At 52.0% G+C, this 20,546-nt stretch carries 19 protein-coding genes; 6 read left to right on the top strand and 13 right to left on the bottom strand.

All coding sequences use genetic code 11. The features are described from left to right. Window positions 1-8 precede the first annotated feature (8 nt). Together IGQ15_RS06040 and IGQ15_RS06035 are read left to right on the top strand one after the other, a co-directional pair. Window positions 9-284: a MoaD/ThiS family protein gene (locus IGQ15_RS06040; RefSeq protein WP_149817514.1), complete on the top strand. Its 276-nt coding sequence runs from the start codon at window positions 9-11 to the stop codon at window positions 282-284. Between the two features lie 218 nt (window positions 285-502). Then, window positions 503-2,743 carry a DUF3488 and DUF4129 domain-containing transglutaminase family protein gene (locus tag IGQ15_RS06035; RefSeq protein WP_297049735.1) on the top strand — a complete coding sequence of 747 codons (2,241 nt, stop codon included), beginning with the start codon at window positions 503-505 and terminating at the stop codon, window positions 2,741-2,743. Here the strand turns inward: IGQ15_RS06035 and IGQ15_RS06030 are convergent. Then, window positions 2,740-4,080 (bottom strand): hemolysin family protein, encoded by a 1,341-nt coding sequence (locus IGQ15_RS06030; protein WP_297049734.1) that lies wholly within the window; start codon window positions 4,078-4,080, stop codon window positions 2,740-2,742. The genes IGQ15_RS06035 and IGQ15_RS06030 overlap by 4 nt on opposite strands. Before the next feature lie 576 nt (window positions 4,081-4,656). On the opposite strand from IGQ15_RS06030, the gene IGQ15_RS06025 reads away from it, so the two are divergent. Continuing rightward, entirely contained in the window at window positions 4,657-5,217 is a 561-nt protein-coding gene (locus tag IGQ15_RS06025; protein ID WP_297049731.1) for an NAD-binding protein, read from the top strand. 150 nt (window positions 5,218-5,367) lie between these two features. On the opposite strand, the gene IGQ15_RS06020 is transcribed toward IGQ15_RS06025, so the two are convergent. The 9 genes from IGQ15_RS06020 to IGQ15_RS05980 form a co-directional block, all read right to left on the bottom strand. Beyond that, on the bottom strand, window positions 5,368-6,543 hold the full coding sequence (locus tag IGQ15_RS06020) for a glycosyltransferase (RefSeq protein ID WP_297049728.1): 1,176 nt from the start codon (window positions 6,541-6,543) through the stop codon (window positions 5,368-5,370). Then, complete coding sequence (gene rsgA, locus IGQ15_RS06015) at window positions 6,543-7,589, bottom strand: small ribosomal subunit biogenesis GTPase RsgA (RefSeq protein WP_297049726.1); 1,047 nt, start codon at window positions 7,587-7,589, stop codon at window positions 6,543-6,545. Before rsgA ends, IGQ15_RS06020 begins: the two co-directional genes overlap by 1 nt. Continuing rightward, the gene (locus tag IGQ15_RS06010; protein ID WP_297049758.1) at window positions 7,586-7,807 is read right to left on the bottom strand and encodes a sulfurtransferase TusA family protein; all 222 of its coding nucleotides are present in this window, start codon (window positions 7,805-7,807) and stop codon (window positions 7,586-7,588) included. The genes rsgA and IGQ15_RS06010 overlap by 4 nt, the downstream gene beginning before the upstream one ends. A 24-nt stretch (window positions 7,808-7,831) precedes the next feature. Continuing rightward, a complete protein-coding gene (locus IGQ15_RS06005; protein ID WP_297049724.1) occupies window positions 7,832-8,596 on the bottom strand; it encodes an alpha/beta fold hydrolase in 765 nt (254 codons plus the stop codon). Between the two features lie 117 nt (window positions 8,597-8,713). Continuing rightward, window positions 8,714-10,969, bottom strand: a complete 2,256-nt coding sequence (gene pflB, locus IGQ15_RS06000; RefSeq protein WP_297049721.1) for a formate C-acetyltransferase — start codon at window positions 10,967-10,969, stop codon at window positions 8,714-8,716. Window positions 10,970-11,257: 288 nt separating this feature from the next. Further along, on the bottom strand, window positions 11,258-12,295 hold the full coding sequence (gene dusB, locus IGQ15_RS05995) for a tRNA dihydrouridine synthase DusB (protein ID WP_297049719.1): 1,038 nt from the start codon (window positions 12,293-12,295) through the stop codon (window positions 11,258-11,260). A gap of 14 nt (window positions 12,296-12,309) precedes the next feature. Then, a complete protein-coding gene (locus tag IGQ15_RS05990; RefSeq protein WP_297049718.1) occupies window positions 12,310-13,269 on the bottom strand; it encodes a glycosyltransferase family 2 protein in 960 nt (319 codons plus the stop codon). A gap of 139 nt (window positions 13,270-13,408) precedes the next feature. Further along, entirely contained in the window at window positions 13,409-14,929 is a 1,521-nt protein-coding gene (locus IGQ15_RS05985; protein WP_297049716.1) for a hypothetical protein, read from the bottom strand. Window positions 14,930-14,971: 42 nt separating this feature from the next. After that, window positions 14,972-15,766, bottom strand: a complete 795-nt coding sequence (locus tag IGQ15_RS05980) for a TIGR00297 family protein (RefSeq protein ID WP_363315800.1) — start codon at window positions 15,764-15,766, stop codon at window positions 14,972-14,974. 25 nt (window positions 15,767-15,791) lie between these two features. Between IGQ15_RS05980 and IGQ15_RS05975 the strand changes: the two genes are divergently transcribed. Both IGQ15_RS05975 and ftsZ read left to right on the top strand, forming a co-directional pair. Continuing rightward, on the top strand, window positions 15,792-16,634 hold the full coding sequence (locus IGQ15_RS05975) for a metal ABC transporter permease (protein ID WP_297049712.1): 843 nt from the start codon (window positions 15,792-15,794) through the stop codon (window positions 16,632-16,634). Between the two features lie 73 nt (window positions 16,635-16,707). Beyond that, on the top strand, window positions 16,708-17,970 hold the full coding sequence (gene ftsZ / locus IGQ15_RS05970) for a cell division protein FtsZ (RefSeq protein WP_297049711.1): 1,263 nt from the start codon (window positions 16,708-16,710) through the stop codon (window positions 17,968-17,970). Window positions 17,971-18,012: 42 nt separating this feature from the next. Here ftsZ and IGQ15_RS05965 read toward each other — a convergent pair whose 3' ends face one another. Then, window positions 18,013-18,879: an SDR family oxidoreductase gene (locus tag IGQ15_RS05965; RefSeq protein ID WP_297049710.1), complete on the bottom strand. Its 867-nt coding sequence runs from the start codon at window positions 18,877-18,879 to the stop codon at window positions 18,013-18,015. A 6-nt stretch (window positions 18,880-18,885) separates the two neighbouring features. Further along, window positions 18,886-19,719, bottom strand: coding sequence for a fatty acid desaturase (locus IGQ15_RS05960; RefSeq protein WP_297049706.1), 834 nt, complete (start codon window positions 19,717-19,719; stop codon window positions 18,886-18,888). A 314-nt stretch (window positions 19,720-20,033) separates the two neighbouring features. Between IGQ15_RS05960 and IGQ15_RS05955 the strand changes: the two genes are divergently transcribed. After that, window positions 20,034-20,231, top strand: coding sequence for a DUF2949 domain-containing protein (locus IGQ15_RS05955; RefSeq protein WP_181496383.1), 198 nt, complete (start codon window positions 20,034-20,036; stop codon window positions 20,229-20,231). Window positions 20,232-20,260: 29 nt separating this feature from the next. Here IGQ15_RS05955 and IGQ15_RS05950 read toward each other — a convergent pair whose 3' ends face one another. Beyond that, entirely contained in the window at window positions 20,261-20,533 is a 273-nt protein-coding gene (locus IGQ15_RS05950; protein ID WP_297049698.1) for a hypothetical protein, read from the bottom strand. Window positions 20,534-20,546: the final 13 nt, after the last annotated feature.

Raw genomic sequence — 20,546 nt, 5'->3', positions numbered from 1 at the left:
AGAGGTTTATGGCTGTTACTGTTTTGATTCCGACTCCCTTACAAAAGCTCACCCGCGATCAAGCCACGGTGGAGTGCCAAGCCCAATCGATTGCTGAGCTTCTGGAAAAGCTAGAGCAGGACTGCCCTGGCATTAAAGGGCGCCTCTGTGATGAAAGTGGCCAATTACGGCGATTCGTCAATTTCTACGTCAATAATGAGGATATTCGCTTCCTCAATGGCATTGAAACGCCCCTCAAGGATGGCGACGAAGTCAGCATCATTCCCGCGATCGCTGGCGGCTAGGGCACAGCACAGTGATAATGGTTTGCTCCTGTTGAAAGGATCGAATGCTGATCAAAGGAGCAGCAAGCTGTTGTTTAAATATTTTTCACCTCATTGAGAAAACGCTGATAGAGAACTTCCCAAAGGGGGCGATCGCCCCCACCACTCCGACCAAGGCATCCACCTGTTCTGGGGCAGAGATTTGTTAGGATCAGGGCACTGTTTGCCGCTGCTGCCCAATGTTTCAGTCTTGGTTGCAACCCATTGCTAATTCCCCAATGTTGGCTCCCGCCAAAGATGTTGAGGATTCCCTGCTGCTGCGCCTAGGGGTCTTGGGCATGGTGATTGTTGGCTTGGTGGCAACCAATGTGGCAGCAGATACTCCTAATAGTCTCTGGGCGGTTCCCCTCTCCATTGCGGGCTTTGGTTGGAGTTGGTGGGCACGGCGGCAAAGAAATGTTGTGGCGAAGCTGGCGATCGCCATTGGGATGTTGACGGCATTGGCGATTTTCTTGGGGCGATTGGCCACCCTTAACCAAGATTCACGGATTCTGCTGACGGAACTCTTGATTCAATTGCAAGTGCTCCATAGCTTTGACTTGCCCCGCCGCAAAGACTTGGGCTACTCGATGGTGATTGCCCTGATTTTAATTAGTGTGGCGGCCACCCTCAGTCAAACCATGACCTTTGGGCTGTTTCTTGTGATCTTTCTGGCGATCGCCCTACCCGTACTCGTCCTTGACTATCGCTCGCGCCTCGGCTTACTCTCCACCACCCTGAAATCCCTGCGCTTGCCTTGGCGGCAATGGGTCGGCCTCTTTGCCCTGATTCTTGGCTTGGGGATGGTGGTCTTTGTGCTGCTGCCGCGCTTCCCCGGCTATCAAATTCGCGCTTTGCCTGTCAGTGCTGAAATTCAAGTCGAAGGGGAGTTTGACCAAACCCGGGTGATCAATCCGGGCTATGTCAGTGGTCGTGGTGGTGGCCGTGTTGGCGAGGAACTGGCCAATCAAACCTTTGACCCGAACTTTTACTATGGCTTTGGCTCCGAGATTGATCAGACCTTTGGCGGGATCATGACCCCCAAGGAGTTAATGCGGGTGCGATCGCAAGCCCCCGGCTTCTGGCGCGTCCTTGCCTTTGACAAATATACGGGGCGGGGTTGGCGGATTAGTCGCAACGATGAGGCAGAAGTGCTGCGGCGTTCTCCTTGGAATTTTCGCTATCTGCTGCCGCAACAACTCTCCCAAATGCCCACACGGGAAGTGATTCAGACCTATACGATTGTCTCTGAGTTTAGTAACCTGATTCCCCATCTCTACGAACCCCGCGAACTCTATTTTCCCACCCGTGAAATTGCCCGCGATCCCGATGGTGGCCTGCGTGCGCCGGTGCCCTTGCCCGAGGGGCTGACCTATTCTGTTATTTCTCAAGTGCCCGTGCGCGATCGCTCCCTGTTGCGCAGAGCGCCAAAATTAAATCACACCTTGGGGTATCAGCCCTACCTTGAAGTGCCCCCTGACCTGAAACCGCGCCTGGAAGCGCTAGCCCAAGACCTCCTTGCCAAGGCCGATCGCTCGATTCCCGAACCCTACGAGCAAGCCCTTTACCTCACCCAAGCCCTAAAGCAATCCTATGCCCTGAAAACTGATATTCCTGAACTAGGTCAAGATCAAGACTTGGTCGCAGCCTTTCTTTTTGAGTGGCGCGGCGGCTATCCCGATCACTTTTCCACGGCGTTAACGCTGCTGCTGCGCAGTATTGGTATTCCCACGCGCTTGGTCACAGGTTTAGGAACAGGGGAATTTAACCCCTTTACGGGCTTGTACGTGGTTCGCAATACCGATGCCTATGCCCTGACGGAAGCCTACTTTCCCAATTTGGGCTGGTTTCTCTTTGATCCGATTCCGGGGCACGATCTCTATCCAGCCACCCTAGAGGTAGATCAAACCTTTAGCGTCCTGCAGCAGTTTTGGCAGTGGGTCACGGGATGGTTGCCGACCCCAGTGACGGGATTCTTTGGCACTCTTTTTGCCACCCTCGAAACCGCCTTGCAAAAATTCTTTGATCTGTTTAGCCAAGGACTGGGGGGGATTGTCCAAGGGATTTTGATTCTCTTTGGTGGCGTCATTGTTGTTTGGGGACTGTGGTACGCTCTCCAGACGTGGCGATATCGTCAACGCCTGCAAAAACTGCCGCCGATCGCCCGCCTTTATGTGCAAATGCTCGATGGTCTTGCCCAGCAGGGATTCCCGAAGCGACCCAATCAAACTCCGTGGGAATACGCGCGATCTCTGCAAACCTGTAGCCGTGTTGATGCCATCAGTCAACGTGCCATTGAAACCCTGACGCAGGCCTATGTAGCTTGGCGCTACGGTGGTGCTCAGCCCCCCTTGCCGCCCCTGAAGCGCGCCCTGAATCAACTGCGACAACAACGCTGGCGATCGCTGCAACGGACGGTAGCGGATCTGCGCCGCCGTTAATCCTTGTCCTTGGGGTTGCTCCCATCGGCGAGGGCCTCATCGCTCACTAGTTCGGTCACCAGCACCTTATCGACGCGGTTACCATCCATATCCACCACCTCAAAGCGCAGACCATCGGTTTCAATGTAATCTCCCGACTGGGGAATGCGACCAAATAGCGTAATGATTAACCCGCCAAGGGTGTGGTAGTTGGCCGTGTCCTCCTCGGGCAAGCTTTCCCGCCGCAGCAATTCCTTGAGTTCATAGGTAGAAAGCAGCCCATCCAACAGCCAAGAGCCATCCTCCCGCTGAATAATTTGCGGTTCCTCCCCCTCATCGTGGCGCAGTGTGCCAATAATCGCCTCCGTGAGATCATTGAGCGTCACCAATCCCTCAATGCCACCGTATTCATCAGTAATCAGGGCAATGTGTTGGCTCGACTGGCGAAAAAGTTCAAGGACATCAAGTGCCGGTAGGCCTTCAGGAACAAAGAGCGCTGGTTGCAGAAGCTGGCGTAGGTCAATCTCTTGCTGGGTGAGACGGGCGGCCAAAAAGTCTTTGGCTGAAATAATTCCCAAGCAGTGATCAATGGTTTCTTCGGCCACGGGAAATCGCGAATGGGAACTGGCTAGGATTTCCGCCTCCATTTCTTCAAGGGAAGATTCAATATCCAGCCAAACAATATCGGTGCGGGGGGTCATGATCGACTGAATCGGGCGATCGCCCAAGTTGAAAATCCGCGCCACCATGTCCTGCTCCGCCACCTCAAAGAGACCCGCCTGTGCCCCCTGCTCAATCAGGACTTTGATTTCATCCTCTGTAACCGTTTGGTCGGCAATGGTGGCAATGCCCAATACTTGCAGGATGGTATCTGTGGAGAGGCTGAGTAAATGCACAATCGGGGCGGCTAATTTCGTCAGCCATGTCATGGGTTTGGCAATGTTGCAGGCGATCGCCTCGGGGTACGTCATGGCAATCCGCTTGGGCACCAGTTCACCAATCACCAAGGAAAGGTATGTAATCCCCGTTACCACAAGGGCAATACTCAAAGGCTGGCTGTATTGACCCAACCACGGCACGGGACTAAGGGCAGCCTGTAACCGCTGGGCAAGGGTGGCACCCCCTACGGCACCACTGAGAATACCAATCAGGGTAATCCCAATTTGTACAGCCGAGAGAAAATTATTCGGGGAGTTGGCAAGTTTTAGGGCTGCCTTCGCCTTGCGTTGACCCCGTTTGGCTAGTTGCTCGAGGCGAACTTTGCGTGCAGAGACCACGGCGATTTCAGCACCAGCAAAAATGCCATTGGCGATGATGAGCAGCAGCACAAGTAAAATTTCTGAGGCAGCGGCAGACATTGCAGCTATTCTTCTAGGGACAACCCCAGATATACATTCTCAGTCGGCATCGTCGGTGGTCAGACTTACTCAAGAGACTGCTCCTTTACTGCCGATGTTGTTTCCATCATGCTGCATAAATTGCTTCTCTGCCATATCGCCCCATTGAGGGAATAGGATTCTGTCCTTAAGCAGTCTGGGCTCTTTTGCCGCTGTTCCATTCTGTTGCAAAGGGCTGTATAGCAGTCAGGATACTGGAATCTGGGAGACTCTACAAGGGGGAGAGGGTCACCAAGGGAATCTTAAAATGGACGTGATGTTTCCCTCGTAGGGGGGATCGCGATTCTGGTGCTGTTGATCATTGCTTTTCTCTGGAGCGAAGAGGCACCTCAGTCGCCGAGCCGAGCTTGAGAGACCCTCAGTAATGCGGTGATTAGTATCCCGATCGCCCCCCTACCCTGCGGCAAGTCCTGCAACTGCTGCTACTGCTCTTTGGCACCTTTGCCTTTGGTGCCCTGATTGGCAAGTTTTCTTCCTACTTTGTCCCCCAAGCCCTTGCCCAAACGCTGTCCATGAAATCCTTTAGCAACCACATTATTGTCTATTATTGTCTGCAATTGGAATGCCAAGGCTCCCCTTGTACTGCGGCAACTCATTGAGGCCAACCGCCATCATCCCCGCGATATTGTCCTGTTGTATGCGGAACCGATTAAACTCGACCCCGAATTCCAAGAGCGTGCCGATGTTTTTGTCGTGCAGGGGGATCCCACCCACCACGGTACCCTCGAACGGCTCAATGCCCCCAAGGCGATCATCCTGCTTGCTGATGCCGATATGGAAGCCCCCGACGACAAAAATGCCCTCATTGCCCTTGCGGTAAAGCACCTAGAGAAGACCCCCGGCCAAGAGCAGGATATTCATGTGGTAGCCGAATGGGTGAATAGCGATCGCCCGCGCCCCCTCAAGGAAGCAGGGGTCGATGAAGTGATTTCCAGTCAGGACTATAGTTCCGGCATCCTGGCCCAAAGTGCCCTCTTTCGCGAAATGTCCGAGGTCTATCGCCAACTCCTGACCTACTCCGACCACACCAATGAGTTCTACTTTATTGAGCCGGGGTACTCTCCCGCCACCCTCTATGGCCTCTCATTTCCTGCCTGAGTGCTTAAGTGAGTGAGTACAGCAGCCCCCACTCCGGCAATCCACTGCTCCTTGTGGGGATTCGCCGCCAAAATCAACAGGTGTTGCTCAACCCTCTCCCACAGACTTTCAGAGCCTTGACCCCCGTGATACCCTGATTGTTATGGCCTATCACTGGCGCGGATAAACCCGTCCTTTCCAAGCACCGCCCCGGCCTTGCCAGTGGCGCCGAGCCGAATCCAATGTCATCAGCGTATAGAGGAAGGCAATCAGTGGCAGTGTCAGCGCCCAAGCGCCATTGAGACCATAGAAACGCACCGTTGGCCTGTAGGCGATCGCCATCCCCCCCCAAGTGAAGCCCGCCATTACGGCTAAGGGCAGCGATTGACGGATCAGACCGATACCAAGGGCAAGGGGCGCCCACACATACACGAGTGTCATGCCAATCACGGTTCCCACCAGCAAGAGGGGCGAATAGGACAACTGGGTATAGGCGGTGCGAGCCACCATCTGCCAAATACTGCCGAGCGTATTGTAGGCACGCAGACTCACAGTGGTCGGTGTCAGTCCCAACCAAATGCGGTGGCCGGCTTGCTTGACAGCGGCAGCCAAAGAACAATCATCAATCAGGGCATCGCGAATACAGGCAATACCACCAATCTTGTCCAGGGCTACAGGATCAATCAAAATACAACCGCCGGCGGCGGCTGCCGTTGCCCGCTGTGGATCGTTAACCCAGCGGAAGGGATAGAGCTTGGCGAAGAAAAAGACAAAGGCGGGAATGAGCAATTTTTCCCAGACACTTTGGCAGCGCAGTTTCACCATTAGGGAGACAAGGGCACACTGTTGCTGATGGGCATGGGTCACCAATTGCCGCAAATTTTGGCGATCGTGGGCAATATCGGCATCCGTGAGCAGCAAGTAATCGGGATCAAAGGCACGGGCGGCCTCAATACCTTGGGACAGTGCCCAGAGCTTACCTGACCAGCCAGGAGGGAGCGGTGTGCCTTCAATCACCGTCAGGCGATCGCCCTTGCCCAGTTCCAGCGCTGTTTGGCGAGCGATGTCCCCTGTGCCATCGTCACTTTGATCGTCCACCAAGATCAGGTGTAGGGTTCCTGCATAGTCCTGTTCTAGGAGCGATCGCACACTGGTGCCCATCACCGCCGCTTCATTACGGGCTGGAATAACAACCACCACCGTTGGCCAAGCCCTGAGGTCTCCCCCCTGTAGCCGCTGATCCGTGCGCCAAAACTGTCCCCAAAACAGCAGCAAAACCAGCCAGATCACAAGGGAAAGAGCCGTTACACTCAACAGGATAAGGGTTAACACAGGAGGTATGGTCATCACAGTTCGCTATCAAGGACTTCTTCAGCCATAGGGTTGAGGTGCTGATGTTGCTGCCGTCGCGATCGGCGGCGATATTTTTTCGGATCCAAGAGGGGTTCAAGGCGCTGCTGCCCTTGGCGGTCACTCTTGGCCTTCACTGGGGGCACCTTCCCTATGAAGGGCTCTGAACTGACCATTGTTTCTAGCTCATGCAAATACTCAATGTAGAGGGAGTAGCGTTCCCAAGCCCCGCGTACACAGCAGCCCGGTTCCTGATCGTGGCGACAGTTATCAAAAAGGCACCGCTCCTTGCTCAGCCGTTGGCGAATCTCCGGAAAAGCTGCTGCCAGTTGCTGGGGGTCGTGGGGCAGTTCGGGCTGATTGAAGCCCGGTGTATCAGCAATCCAGCCCCCCGCTGGTAGGGGAAACAGTTCCACATGGCGAGTGGTGTGTCGCCCCCGGTGCCAGTGATCCGAGACCGCGCCGACGCGAATATCTTCCCGAGGCGTCAGATGGCGGATCAAGCTACTTTTGCCCACACCCGACGGGCCACAGACAACCGTGATCTTATCGACGAGGTGGGGATGTAGATGTTGCCAATCGCTTCCTTGGGTGAGACTGAGGACATGGCAGTGATAGCCCCATTGATGCAAGCGATCGCGCCACTGCTGTTGCTCTTGCGGAGAAACTAAATCCGCTTTGGTGAAAATCACCTGAATCTCGACCTTCAGCCCCTCTGCGGTCAAGAGAAAGCGGCTAATTTGATGGATATCGGCAGGGGGATCGGCCAAGGCAAAAAGGAGCAAAACCTGATCCACATTGGCGATCGCTGGGCGTGGCAATTGATTGCGGCGCGGCAAAATCTCAGCGATCGCTCCGCGGTGTCCTTGCCAGTCGGGATGGCTCACCACCACCCAATCCCCCACACACACCTGTTGCCCCATCTTCTTGAGGCGGGCGCGGCGTACACACAGTAGCTCCTCAATGCCATTGGCGGTTTCCCGCAGACGGACACGGTAGTAATTGGCCTGAACAGCCCGCACCAAGCCCACCAGGTCACTCATGCGGGACGCTGCACCTGAAGGGCAAAAAAGTCCTGCCGTGGCTCAATCCCGAGGATATCGTAGCCCGCCATGCGCAAACTATCGGGCACTTGCTCAATGGGTTCTCCTGCATCCAACCACACCTCAAGGGGCTGCTGGGGGGGCAACTGTTGCAGGCGCAGTTTTGTGCGCACAAAGTTCAAAGGACAGGGCGTTCCCCGTAGATCCAATGTTTCCATGGCAGGGCAAGTAACCAACTGCAACTATCTTCCCAAAAAGGCGACCACCTTGGCGAATACCTGCTCTCGCTCGACATCAAGGGGGAGCAAGTGATCCGACTCCTTGAGCCAATGCAATTCCTTGTCGGGGCTGCCTAGGTGTTCATAAATCTTCTGTGCCCCTTGGGGGTCAACGGTGGTGTCGGCGCGACTTTGGAGAATCAGTGTTGGCGTTGTGATCATCGGCAGTTCCGGCTCCACTTGGGCAATCAGGTCGAGGGCACTGCGCACCGCTTGGAGATTAAAACTTTTGAAAAAGCAGGCGGCTGCCGCTGCTTGGCGCAGAGGGCGATCGCGAATCGGTAGAGTCCGCCGGGGCAACCAAGGAATCCACTGGCCAAGGGACTGCACAAGCCGCTCTGGCGCCACGGGGGAAAACCAAGGCCGATAAATCCGCAAAAAGGGGGCAAGGAGCACTAGGGCATCAACGGGATAGTGATGGGCAAGATGAAGGGCTAGGGTTCCCCCTGTGGAAAAGCCGATCACCGCAACCGTTGAGTAGCTCTCTCGCAAGTCCTGAAAGGCACTGACGACAGCCCCATACCACTGCGGCCATGTCGAGGCGGGCATTTGGGCACTGGGGCGATCGTGCCCCGGATAGAGGATGCCCTGAACGGTCCACCCCCCTTCGTAGAGCACCTCTGCCAAGAGTTGCAGTTCATAAACCCCGCCCCCCAAGCCATGGAGTAACAAGCAGGCGCGATCGCCCGCACCATGACTATAGAAAAAGGGAAGATTAACCAGCGTCACCAATGTACCCGAATGCCACCCGTTACCACCATAAAAAATCTACCCCGATCGCCAGACGAGGTAGAGGACACGACGTTCATCTAGGCGGCAGCTCGCCTAAGGAGCCTAAAGATGAGCCTAAAAGCGTTCATGGAAGGTGCGGTTAATCACATCCAACTGTTGTTCGCGGGTGAGTTTGACAAAGTTCACCGCATAACCAGACACCCGGATGGTGAGTTGCGGGTATAGTTCAGGATGATCCATGGCATCCAACAACATTTCGCGGTTGAGCACGTTGACGTTGATATGGAAGCCTTGATCGTGGATGTAGCCATCGAGCATATTCACCAAGTTGCTGATTTGATCTTCCCGTGTCTTGCCAAGGGCATTGGGCACGATGGAGAACGTGTTGGAGATGCCATCTTGGGCATGGACATAGGGCAACTTGGCCACGGACGCCAGTGAGGCGATCGCCCCTTTTGTATCGCGACCGTGCATGGGGTTGGCACCCGGCGCAAAGGGTTCACCGGCCTTGCGGCCATCGGGGGTACTGCCGGTTTTCTTGCCATAGACGACGTTGGAAGTAATCGTCAGGATTGACTGCGTGGGCACGGCATTGCGGTAGGTTTTGTGTTTGCGGATTTCATTCATGAAGGTTTCCACCAGCCACACCGCGAGGCTATCCACGCGATCGTCGTTATTGCCGTACTTCGGAAAGTCGCCCTTGATCTCGTAGTCCACCGCCAAGCCTTCGGCATTGCGGATCACTTTCACCTCGGCGTACTTAATAGCCGAGAGGGCATCCGCCACCACCGATAGGCCCGCCACACCACAAGCCATCGTGCGGAAGACATCGCGATCGTGGAGCGCCATCTCCAGTCGCTCATAGCAGTACTTATCGTGCATGTAGTGGATGACGTTGAGGGTATTCACATACACCTTCGCCAACCAAGCCATCATCTGTTCAAAGCGCGGCAGTACTTCTTCCCACTTCAGCGTGTCGCCCGTAATTGGCGCAAACATGGGTGCCACTTGCTCACCGGAGACTTCATCCCGACCACCGTTGATCGCGTAAAGCAGGGCTTTCGCTAGGTTCACCCGTGCGCCAAAGAATTGCATTTGTTTGCCGACCCGCATGGCCGAGACGCAGCAGGCGATCGCGTAGTCATCGCCCCAGTAGGGACGCATCAAGTCATCGTTTTCGTATTGGATCGAACTGGTGTCAATGGAAACTTGGGCGCAGAAGCGTTTGAAAGCCTCTGGCAAGTTTTCCGACCACAGCACCGTCAAGTTGGGTTCGGGGGCAGGCCCAAGGGTATAGAGCGTATTCAAAATACGGAAGCTGGTTTTCGTCACCAATGGGCGACCATCGAGACCCATACCACCAATGGATTCCGTGACCCACGTGGGATCGCCAGAGAAGAGTTCATTGTATTCCGGCGTCCGCAGGAAGCGCACCATCCGCAGTTTCATCACAAAGTGGTCAATCCATTCTTGGATCTCAGCTTCTGTGGCTGTGCCGTGGCGCAAATCCCGTTCAAAGTAAATGTCGAGGAAGGTGGAGACCCGCCCAAGGGACATGGCGGCGCCGTTTTGTTCTTTGACAGCCGCAAGGTAGCCAAAATAGAGCCACTGAATGGCCTCTTTGCCATTGGCCGCTGGCCGCGAAATATCAAAGCCATAGCTAGCAGCCATTTCCTTGAGTTCATTGAGGGCTTTGATTTGCTCTGAGAGTTCTTCCCGCAGGCGGATGGTTTCTTCATCCATGACATCCACTTCTAGGGAAGCCTGCTGTGCCTGTTTATCGGCAATCAAGCGATCCACGCCATAGAGGGCCACGCGGCGATAGTCGCCAATAATCCGACCGCGACCGTAGGCATCCGGCAGTCCTGTAATGATCCCCGATCTACGGCAGCGGCGCATTTCGGGTGTGTAGGCATCAAAGACGCCATCGTTGTGGGTTTTGCGATATTTGGTGAAGATTTCCTTCGTGCGCGGATCTAACTCGTAGCCGTAGGCCTTGAGGGAAGTTTCAACAACGCGAATGCCACCAAAGGGCATGATGGCCCGTTTCAGGGGCTGATCGGTTTGCAGGCCAACGATTTGCTCTAGCTCGCGATCAATGTAGCCCGGTGCGTGGGCTGTAATCGAAGAGGGAACACTGGTATCGGCATCAAGGACGCCTTTTTCTCGCTCCAGTGCCATCAGGTCGCGCACTTTTGCCCATAGTTGTTGGGTACGATTGCTAGCGCCCGTCAGGAAGGAGGCATCCCCTGTGTAGGGGGTATAGTTGCGTTGAATAAAGTCGCGCACATCAATGCGATCGACCCAATCACCACCCGTAAATTCTCGCCATGCCGCTTCGGGCAATTCTGTGTAGCGTGTACAGTTCATAATCAATGTTCCTCATCAAGTGTGCAGCAATTTCTCGCGATCGCCATTCACCCATAGCGATCGCCGCTTTAAACGAGCAAGAACCTGCTAACTGCAACTCCCAGAAAATGGGCAAGAGATTAAGAGATTGCGATCAAACTAGAAATGCCACTGAACCTTTTATAGGCCACGCCTCATCACTATTTTTTAGCCTACTCACACCTACACTTTACATTATAACCCCTGGGTTCTAGGGGCTTTTTTTACGAAATTTTTGCGGAATCGTTGCGAAACTCTTTTTTCATTTGCTTAGGCCGCGATCGCCTCAGTCTCTGAAGCCATTTGCAAGCGCTCAATGGCTGCATCCAGCAGGGCTAAACCGGCCTCTAGGGTTTCAATGCGACACAATTCACTGCGTAGCTCTGCGGCATCGGCAAAGCCCTTGGCGTACCACGTCAAATGTTTACGCGCTTGGCGAATCCCCCGTTCCCCCTTGTATTCCCAGAGGGCAATGAGATGATCCCGCGCACAGCGCAGACGCTCAACTACCGTTGGCGCCGGCCGCAATTCCCCCGTTTTCAAAAAGTGATCAATTTCCCCCACCAAGAAGGGATAGCCCATCGTTCCCCGCGAGCACATCACGCCATCTGCTCCAGTTTGCTCCAAGCAGCGTACTGCTGCTTCCACCGAGAAAATATCGCCATTGGCAATCACCGGCATACTGACGCGCTCCTTCACCCGCGCAATCCACTCCCAGCGGGCTGGGCCATTAAAGCCCTGGGCACGGGTCCGCCCATGAACCGTAATCATTGCCGCGCCAGCATCTTCCATCGCCTTGGCAAAGTCAAGGATATTAATCTCCTGATCGCTCCAGCCAATGCGAGTTTTCACCGTGACCGGCACAGGCACCGCCTTTGAGACGGTGCGCACAATTGTTGCCGCCGTTTGCACATCCCGCAATAGTGAAGAACCACCGCCGTTCTTCGTGATTTTATTGACGGGGCAGCCCATATTGATATCTACCGTATCCGCCCCTTCAGCCACCGCCTTTATCGCTGCTTCCGCTAGAAAATCAGGGCGACAATCAAAGAGCTGAATACTAATGGGGTGCTCATTGGCATCCACTTCCATAATCCGGGGCAATGTTTTCAGATAGTGCAACCCCGAAGCACTGACCATCTCCGTGTACATCATCGAGTCTGGGGCATAACGGCGCACTAATCGCCGGAACACCAAATCAGTTACCCCAGCCAACGGGGACTGCAAGACCCGACTATTGACCGTAACAGAGCCAATCTGCAATGGCGTTGCCAAACGGGCCTTTAACTCTGGAGACAGGGTTAACATACTCCCACAAAAGCTCAATGCTGCTGCGGCGTTTGCTCTTGATAGGCTGAATAGACTGCCCGCACATTATACCAGTTCAAAAAGATGCGAGCCACTTCCAAGGCATCTTGAGGGCGACCGATGTTAATCAACCACTGCAACAGGGGCGCCAGTGTTTTTTCATTGAGAATGCCGCCGAGGGACAGGATGGCCCAAAGGAAATAGTGAAAGGGCGTCATTTGAATCATGAGCTTCACTTCCCAAATGGGATGCTTTTGATAGAACAAGACCCCCATTCTCCCCCTTTCAATCTCTTTCTGAATCAGTGCAGGAACTTGACTGAGGGAAAAGGGCGGGTGCCAGTGGTAGCCAACAGCTTCGGGGCACTTCAGTAATCGTAAACCTAATTTCTTGAGGCGAACCCCTAGTTCCAAATCTTCCCAGCCGTAAAGTTGAAACTGGGTGTCGAACAAACCCGCCTTTTCCAGCCAATGGCGGGCGATCGCCACATTCCCTGTTGCAAAATAGGCCGCTGAAAAATCAATGATCTTGTATGGTTCTGAGGTTGGCTCTTCAAAATTACAGGTATTGATCACGCGACCATAGGAAAAAGCAGGAACCTGGGTGATATCATCAATACCAAGACGTTCTTTTTCTTGAATTAAGCACTTCACATGGGCTTCTAAAAACGTTTCCGTCACAACTAAGTCACTATCGATAAAAATAATCCAGTCCCCCTGAGCCACTTGGAGTCCCAAGTTACGGGCAGTTGCAGGACCAAGATGTTCCTGTTGAAGCCAGCGGACACAGGGAAACTCTTCACGATGTGCCTCAAGCCACTCGATGGTGCTGTCTGTTGAGCCATCGTCAACAATAATGACCTCATAGCCCTCAATGCCTAAGTCTGAATTCCACCTTTGATGGGCGATCGCGCGAACACACTTTTCTAGAATGGGCAAGCGATTATAGGTGGGAATTACGACACTAAAAAACATGATCACTCCAGAAATCTGATATTAAAGTTTAATCAAAAAAAACGCTGCTTTTGATTATTATGGACTACAGCAACTGTGTTTCGCAAGGCAATTTGATTTGCAAAAATGTAGCCCAAGAAAATATTGAGCCTTAATTCTGTTAATTAATCCACTGAAGAAGGGGAAACTTTTGATAATTTCTCAGTATCTTTTCAGCTTTTTTAATTAAGATTAAAATTTTATCTACTGCTGTAGTAATTTCATAACTACGAAGAGTTCCTTGCGTCGTATAATGATTCAGACAAAAGTAACCGAAAGGTAGGGTATTTTCAACTGGCTTAGGCGTTAATTCCTTAAGAGATAAATACCTCTTAAGCTCTTCTACATTCGAAGGCTCATAGACGCAGTCAAGCCCCTTATATGCTGCATCTCCTATCAGAATAACTGGCTTACCTAAATAGGCTGCTTCTATTCCCATTGTAGAAGCATAGGTAATGACCAAATCAGAAGTTCTAGCCAACTCATAGGAATCAACTGGGGAGTTACTCTTTACTACTAAAATATTTTTCCCTTGGAGATTATTCCAATAATCTCTTAACCGTTTACTTTTTTTATCTTTATGAGGATGAACACGAATCACAAGTTCAATATCATCTAAATTATCAACGTACTCAATTAGCCACTCAATGGCTTCGGCTTGAGATTTAAAAATAGAGTAATTTATGAAAGAGGGATCGACAAAGAAAAGTTCGTCATCACTAGAGCTGTAATACGTCCACCTGTAAGTTTTACATTTCTTGGGAATCAAGTTTTTCTTCTGACGTTGTACAAATGAATAAAAGTTGCCAATATCTTCGCCTTTAGACTTTCTCAGAAAGAATGACTTGGCTATGGTTATTTTTTGGTCACTCTTGTTAGATTGCCAGAGTTGCTGAATCTGCAACCTTGTTACTCTAAGATCATGAGGAGAATATGGCGATATATAATAATGGTTGAGAGTCGCTCCAAACTCATAGTATAAGACTTGTACACCATGTTTTTGACATGTCTCCACTACTGGTCTTGTATAAGCTGTTCTACCATTAAAAACTATTACATTCTTTGGTTGGAATAAATTAATTACTTTATCTGTAGATAGGTACATAGATATTGCTGATTTAAAGTATGCTTCAATCCAATAGCTTTCTTTCAAATCAGCATTTGGATCACTAAACCTTGAACAATATGAGCTAGCAACGCCTAGACCAATATTTATATTTTCATCTAATTTTACTTGAGATATTTCCTCTAAATTTGTACACTTATCTACTTGTTTTTTGAGTCTTTGCCATAAAAGATCGACTTTTGTCCAATCAGGAGTATCCCAAAAAGTCTTATTTACATTCTTCTGATTTAGAACCCCAAATAAATACTTGACACGATTCCAATAGTACGACCTAATGGGCAAGGATATGATTGGATGACTTAAATAAGGAAAATAGCCCTGATCTGGCATGCAGTCATGAATAAAGACCAGAGCTGTGTTATGTCCTGCTTTGTTATAATTTAATGCGATTTCACAGGCTATTTCCAGATGAGGCCATGCAGAAATACTAGTAATAATTATATTTTCTATGTTTTGTTGTTTTGCAGCATCAAGCTTATATCTATCATCAAGATTATCCTTAATATTTAGAACCATGTGCTTCTCGGAATATTCCTATAAAAGGATAGGGCAAAAGTTCTATAGCAATTTGCTTTTGAATAGGAGCATTATTCCTACTGCTACTAAAGCCCCGACAGTTGTATTGATGCCGTTAACGACTTCATTACTCAGCCAAGTGTAATGTTCCTGAAGAGTGGCTCCCACGAGGCTCTCGACGATATTGGCTAGGAAAGCAGCAAGAATACAAATGGGGATGGCGATCGCCCCCATCAAGCCCACACTCCAGCCTAGCACAGCAATCACAGTTGCACCAACTAGACCCGCCAGTGTCCCCTCTAAACTCACCGCTCCCTCTGTCCCCCGGGGCACCGGTTGTAATGTGGTGATGAGAAAGGTGCGCTGACCATAGGCTTTGCCCACTTCACTAGCACAGGTATCTGAAAGCTTGGTGCTAAAACTGGCCACAAATCCCACCAAAAATAACTCCCGCCATTGCGGGAACAGGAGGGCAAGGAGTGCACAGACGATGCCTGTAAAAGCCGATCCCCAGACGTTCTCTGGCCCGCGCGCACCAGAGCGTTTTTCAGCAATGCCGGCGGCCTCTTTTTCGGCCATGCCGATGCGGGTGACGCCTGAACCAACAAGGAAATAGACCATGACAATCAAATAGCCCTGCCAGCTTAAGGTGCCCCAAATTAGCACGCCGAGGAGCCACGCATGGAAAAGTCCCGCTAGAGTGAGTAATTTTTGCCGCGTTAGGAGGGCGATCGCCCCAAGGAAGGTATTGAGCAAAATACCTATCCACCAAGGGTTCAGCAAAAGGATGCCATCCACAAGACCCTCCCTCCGACTGTACTGGCAGCACCTTATCATATTTTTCAGGCATAGAGGACAGAGGATGATCACTTGGCTGTTGGAGCCACTGCACCATGCATTTATGGTCAAGGCGCTGGGGGTAAGTACCCTTGTGGGCTGTGTGTGTGCGGTATTGTCTTGTTTTTTGACCCTGAAGGGCTGGGCACTGATGGGGGATGCCGTGTCCCATGCAGTCTTGCCCGGCGTGGTCTTGGCCTATTGGCTGGGGCTGCCCTTTGCCTTGGGGGCTTTTGTTTTTGGTCTGATGGCCGTAACCCTGATTGGTTTTATTCAGCAGCAGACACGGGTGAAGGAGGATACAGTGATTGGCTTGGTGTTTACGGGCTTTTTTGCCTTGGGGTTGGTGTTGCTCTCAAAAACGGCCAGTAGTGTTGACCTGATGCATATTCTCTTTGGCAATGTCTTGGGGATTAGCGATCGCGACCTCTGGCAAACCGTGATTGTTAGCCTCATAACACTGATCACGATCGCCCTACTACATCGCGATTTGATCCTCTTTTGCTTTGACCCGACCCATGCCCGCACCATTGGTCTGAATACGACGCTGCTGTCCTATCTTCTTTTGGCGCTGCTATCCCTAAGCACTGTGGCTGCTCTGCAAACTGTGGGCATTATTCTCGTGGTGGCAATGCTAATTACACCCGGGGCAACGGCCTATTTACTGAGCGATCGCTTTGGCATCATGGTACTCATTGCTCTGGCCATGGGTGGCCTTGGCAGTTTATTGGGAACCTACATCAGTTACTATCTTGATGTGTCAACAGGCGGCTGTATTGTTGTCCTGCAAACAGTGATTTTCTTACTGGCGATGATTTTTGCCCCCAAGCATGGTCTCTTGGCCAAAGCCCGCTCTCCCCTGAGTTAGGCTTAAGAATTATTTTGTGGGGTGTTGCCGATGCCTTTGCTAGAGTTCATGATATAGTTGCCCCATATTTATCATGGGTGAAAACAGTTGCGTTATGGAGTCAGATCAACAGTGGCCTACAGAACCTGTTCCCTCTGAATTCCCCGCCTCCTTTGTTCCGGGAGAGGTAGGCATTGCATCTGGCAACAATGGCCATGGCGCACCAACTGATGTGTTAAGGAGTTATGACAGCTTGGTGGAAACTTCAGCAGCGCGCATCAAAGTGATTGGTGTCGGCGGTGGTGGTGGCAATGCAGTCAACCGTATGATTGCCAGTAATGTAGCGGGTGTCGAATTTTGGTGCGTCAATACCGATGCGCAGGCGATCGCCCAATCCCAGGCCCACCGCTGCCTGCAAATTGGCCAAAAACTCACCCGTGGTCTCGGCGCCGGTGGCAACCCCGCCATTGGTCAAAAAGCGGCTGAAGAATCCCGCGAAGACCTTGCTGCGGCGCTCAAGGATGCCGATTTGATTTTCATTACCTGTGGCATGGGTGGTGGTACTGGCACTGGCGCTGCCCCAATTGTGGCGGAAGTGGCCAAGGAACAGGGTGCCCTAACCGTTGCAGTCGTAACCCGTCCTTTTACCTTTGAGGGTCGTCGGCGCGCTAGCCAAGCGGATGAAGGGATCGAAGCCCTGCAAAGTCGTGTTGATACCCTCATCGTGATCCCCAATGACAAGATTCTCTCAGTAATTTCAGAGCAAACATCGGTTCAGGATGCGTTTCGAGTGGCCGATGATGTGCTGCGCCAAGGGGTTCAGGGGATTTCCGACATTATTAATCTGCCAGGGCTGATTAACGTTGATTTCGCCGATATTCGTTCGGTGATGGCTGATGCCGGTTCTGCCATGATGGGCATTGGTATTGCCTCTGGCAAGTCACGAGCTACGGAAGCTGCCGTCAGTGCAATTTCTTCGCCCCTACTGGAGGGGTCGATTGAGGGTGCCAAGGGTGTTGTCTTCAATATTACGGGGGGCACAGATCTCACCCTCCATGAGGTCAATGCCGCTGCCGAGGTGATCTACAATGTAGCCGATGCCAATGCGAATATCATTTTCGGTGCTGTGATTGATTCCCAAATGCAAGGGGAAGTTCAAGTCACCGTTATCGCCACTGGCTTTAGTGGTGAACCCATTAGCCGCACCCGTGCCACAACCAAAACGACACCCCTAACGAACCGTCCCCTAACGACGGCATCTCCCCCATCTGAAGCCCCCGCACCCCAACCAGAGGTTGAAGCCAAGCCGAAGTTGGACATTCCTGAGTTTCTCCAGCGACGGCGACCGAATCCCTAGGTATTAAAGGTGTCCATCTCTAAAACGGTATGGCAGGTCACGTCAAAGGCCTAATTCGCGGGCGATCGCTACTAGCCCCTCGCGGTAGGAAGGATAGCGAAGCTTAATGCCTAAAACCCGTTTGATTTTGTCATTGCGGACTCGGCGGGATTCGCGCCAAAAGGACTGGGCCATTGGACTCAGATGGGCTGCCTCTAAAGGGATGGCTGGCGGGGCTGGGCGACCCAAAAGACGATAGGCCTCGAGTAGAACAGGGAGCGACTCTGAGGGTTGATCATCACTGAGGTTATAGATTTCCTGCGGCGTGGGTTGTGCCAGCGATCGCTCAAGGGTTTGGACAATATCCGCCACATGAATACGGCAGAAGTAGTGCCCCGGTTTATCAATGAGTTGAACATCACCCTTGAGAATACGAGCAATGGGATTGCGTTCTTCGCCGGGGCCATAGATGCCGGGGAGTCGAAAGATATGGGTGGGCAGATTGGAGTTGAGAAAGGTTTGCTCAATGCTGACGCGGTGTTGTGAACGCAAATTTTGGGGATTGACGGGTGTGGTTTCATCTACCCAGCCCCCTTGGCGATCGCCATAGACCCCCGTTGTCGAGAGATAGCCAAACCAGTGCAGATTCAGTTTCTCTAACTGCGGCAACAGTGCCAGCACAACCGGATCCTGCCCGTGGCGATCGGGAGGAATACTATTGAGGATGTGGGTTACCCCCTCGAGGGCGGCTGGTGCTAAGGGAACTTGCTTACCCTGCTGCTCCCATGTAAAGGGAAAACAGGGAACAGTGCTGAGTTCTGGCGGCGGCTCTCCCCGGCGGTTGGTCATGACCACATTAATGCCTTGGGCTTGGAGCGATCGCGCCAACCACGTTCCCGTATAACCGCAACCGAGAATGAGAACCCGCATTGCACTCTAGTCTTGGGAAGAGGCTGCTGGTGCTTCTACCAAACGCACCTTTGTAGCCAAACCCAGCAATTGCAAGAGGCGAATGGTAAGCCACGTCAAATCCAGTTCCCACCACTGCAAACCATGGCGTGCCGAGTATTGATAAGCATGGTGATTGTTATGCCAACCCTCGCCAAAGGTTAACAGGGCTACCCACCAGCAATTGGTTGAGTGATCCATGGTTTCAAAGGTGCGATAGCCAAAGGCATGGGTGGCACTATTGACCAGCCAAGTGGTGTGATAGACCGTTACAAGGCGCACAAAAATTCCCCAAACCACGAATGGCCAGCCGCCCCAGAGGTAAAGAACAATGGCCAAGACCACCTGAATCGGCAGAAAGTACTTATCAAGAAACTGATACACAGGATCGTCAGCAATATCTTTGGTGAAACGGGGAATATCTGCCTCCGCTGGCACCTCACGAAACATCCATTCAATATGGCTCCACCAAAAGCCCTTACGGGAATCATGGTGATCATTAGGTTGATCGGAATAAAGATGGTGATGGCGGTGCAGCCCAACCCACCAAATCGGCCCCCCTTGCATTGAGAGTGTACCGCAAAAGACCAAGAAATACTCTAACCATTTGGGCACTTGGAAGCTGCGATGGGTAACGAGGCGGTGCCAACCAAGGGTAATACCAATGCCAGCCGTTAACCAGTGAAGTACAAGCGCCAGCAGCACTGCTTTCCAGCTGAACATGCCGGGTAAAAACGCAAGAAGAGCACCGAGGTGCACGAAAATAATAAAGGTCGCCGTAGGCCAGGCAATGGGGGGTTTGGCAACAGTGGCTTGGGTCATGAACACATCCGTAAAACAACTGATTCGGCTGCTGTTCAGGCTGAGCTTGAACAACACCCATCAAACTTTAGTATAACGAGCTACGGTTGAGTATCTTTACTTAGGGTGTTTTTCCCAAGACCAATGATTCGGCAGTTTCCCCTATAAATTCCCTCTGGTGGGGGAAGTCTCTGGGGAGAGTGTCCCCGAAAATAGCAGGCATCGTACCAAATAGCAGGCTGATTATTTCATTTTCTGTGGTTTTGTAACGAAATATTGCATTTTCTCAGATTAATCCCTAGGATAGAGGGTAAGGTGTGGTAGTTATAGGAATCATGAAAACGCCACGTTGGACACGACTCATTGACTTCCTACAGCGGGAGATGGCACTGCCCACCGCTGCCATTGACTTCGGCCTCAAGCACTGCGATGAGCAGGTGAATCTGTTGCCCGTTGTTCTCTGGCAGTATGGCTTGGTGAGCCTCGAGCAGCTTGACCGCATCTTTGATTGGCTAGAAACCAGTCAGTCCTAGTGGCGCTCTCAGAATTCCTTTATTTAGGCTTAATGAATCACGGTTTCCTTAGCAACAAAGTCATCGCTCTGGGAAATCCCCAACTGCTGAGGCAGAGAGATGGGACTTTGCCAGCCCACGGGTTGAATTGACAACAGGGGTGAAGAACTCTTGAACGTTCCCCAGAAATGAACTTTCTTACCGAGTAGCTCGGGCGGAACTGTAATTTTGTAACTGCAACCATTGCTACCAGCAGGGGACAAAGTAGCGGTGGTACCCCCCACTGGAAAGCCACCAGGAGGATGCAGTGTGGCATTAATCACAATCTTATCTTAT

Source organism: Thermosynechococcus sp. M98_K2018_005, assembly GCF_015295825.1.
GTDB lineage: Bacteria > Cyanobacteriota > Cyanobacteriia > Thermosynechococcales > Thermosynechococcaceae > Thermosynechococcus.
This window is presented reverse-complemented; position numbering and strand designations above follow the sequence as displayed.

Excerpts from the sequence above, each read along its gene's own strand:
- IGQ15_RS05955 (WP_181496383.1), top strand. The coding sequence starts at position 20,034 with ATGAAAACGCCACGTTGGACACGACTCATTGACTTCCTACAGCGGGAG.
- IGQ15_RS05960 (WP_297049706.1), bottom strand. The coding sequence starts at position 19,719 with ATGACCCAAGCCACTGTTGCCAAACCCCCCATTGCCTGGCCTACGGCG.
- IGQ15_RS05980 (WP_363315800.1), bottom strand. The coding sequence starts at position 15,766 with ATGATAAGGTGCTGCCAGTACAGTCGGAGGGAGGGTCTTGTGGATGGC.
- rsgA (WP_297049726.1), bottom strand. The coding sequence starts at position 7,589 with ATGAGTGACCTGGTGGGCTTGGTGCGGGCTGTTCAGGCCAATTACTAC.
- IGQ15_RS05965 (WP_297049710.1), bottom strand. The coding sequence starts at position 18,879 with ATGCGGGTTCTCATTCTCGGTTGCGGTTATACGGGAACGTGGTTGGCG.
- ftsZ (WP_297049711.1), top strand. The coding sequence starts at position 16,708 with ATGGGTGAAAACAGTTGCGTTATGGAGTCAGATCAACAGTGGCCTACA.
- IGQ15_RS06020 (WP_297049728.1), bottom strand. The coding sequence starts at position 6,543 with ATGACCATACCTCCTGTGTTAACCCTTATCCTGTTGAGTGTAACGGCT.
- IGQ15_RS06010 (WP_297049758.1), bottom strand. The coding sequence starts at position 7,807 with ATGGAAACATTGGATCTACGGGGAACGCCCTGTCCTTTGAACTTTGTG.
- IGQ15_RS06035 (WP_297049735.1), top strand. The coding sequence starts at position 503 with ATGTTTCAGTCTTGGTTGCAACCCATTGCTAATTCCCCAATGTTGGCT.
- IGQ15_RS05990 (WP_297049718.1), bottom strand. The coding sequence starts at position 13,269 with ATGTTTTTTAGTGTCGTAATTCCCACCTATAATCGCTTGCCCATTCTA.
- IGQ15_RS05985 (WP_297049716.1), bottom strand. The coding sequence starts at position 14,929 with ATGGTTCTAAATATTAAGGATAATCTTGATGATAGATATAAGCTTGAT.
- IGQ15_RS06030 (WP_297049734.1), bottom strand. The coding sequence starts at position 4,080 with ATGTCTGCCGCTGCCTCAGAAATTTTACTTGTGCTGCTGCTCATCATC.
- IGQ15_RS06040 (WP_149817514.1), top strand. The coding sequence starts at position 9 with ATGGCTGTTACTGTTTTGATTCCGACTCCCTTACAAAAGCTCACCCGC.
- IGQ15_RS05975 (WP_297049712.1), top strand. The coding sequence starts at position 15,792 with ATGATCACTTGGCTGTTGGAGCCACTGCACCATGCATTTATGGTCAAG.
- dusB (WP_297049719.1), bottom strand. The coding sequence starts at position 12,295 with ATGTTAACCCTGTCTCCAGAGTTAAAGGCCCGTTTGGCAACGCCATTG.
- pflB (WP_297049721.1), bottom strand. The coding sequence starts at position 10,969 with ATGAACTGTACACGCTACACAGAATTGCCCGAAGCGGCATGGCGAGAA.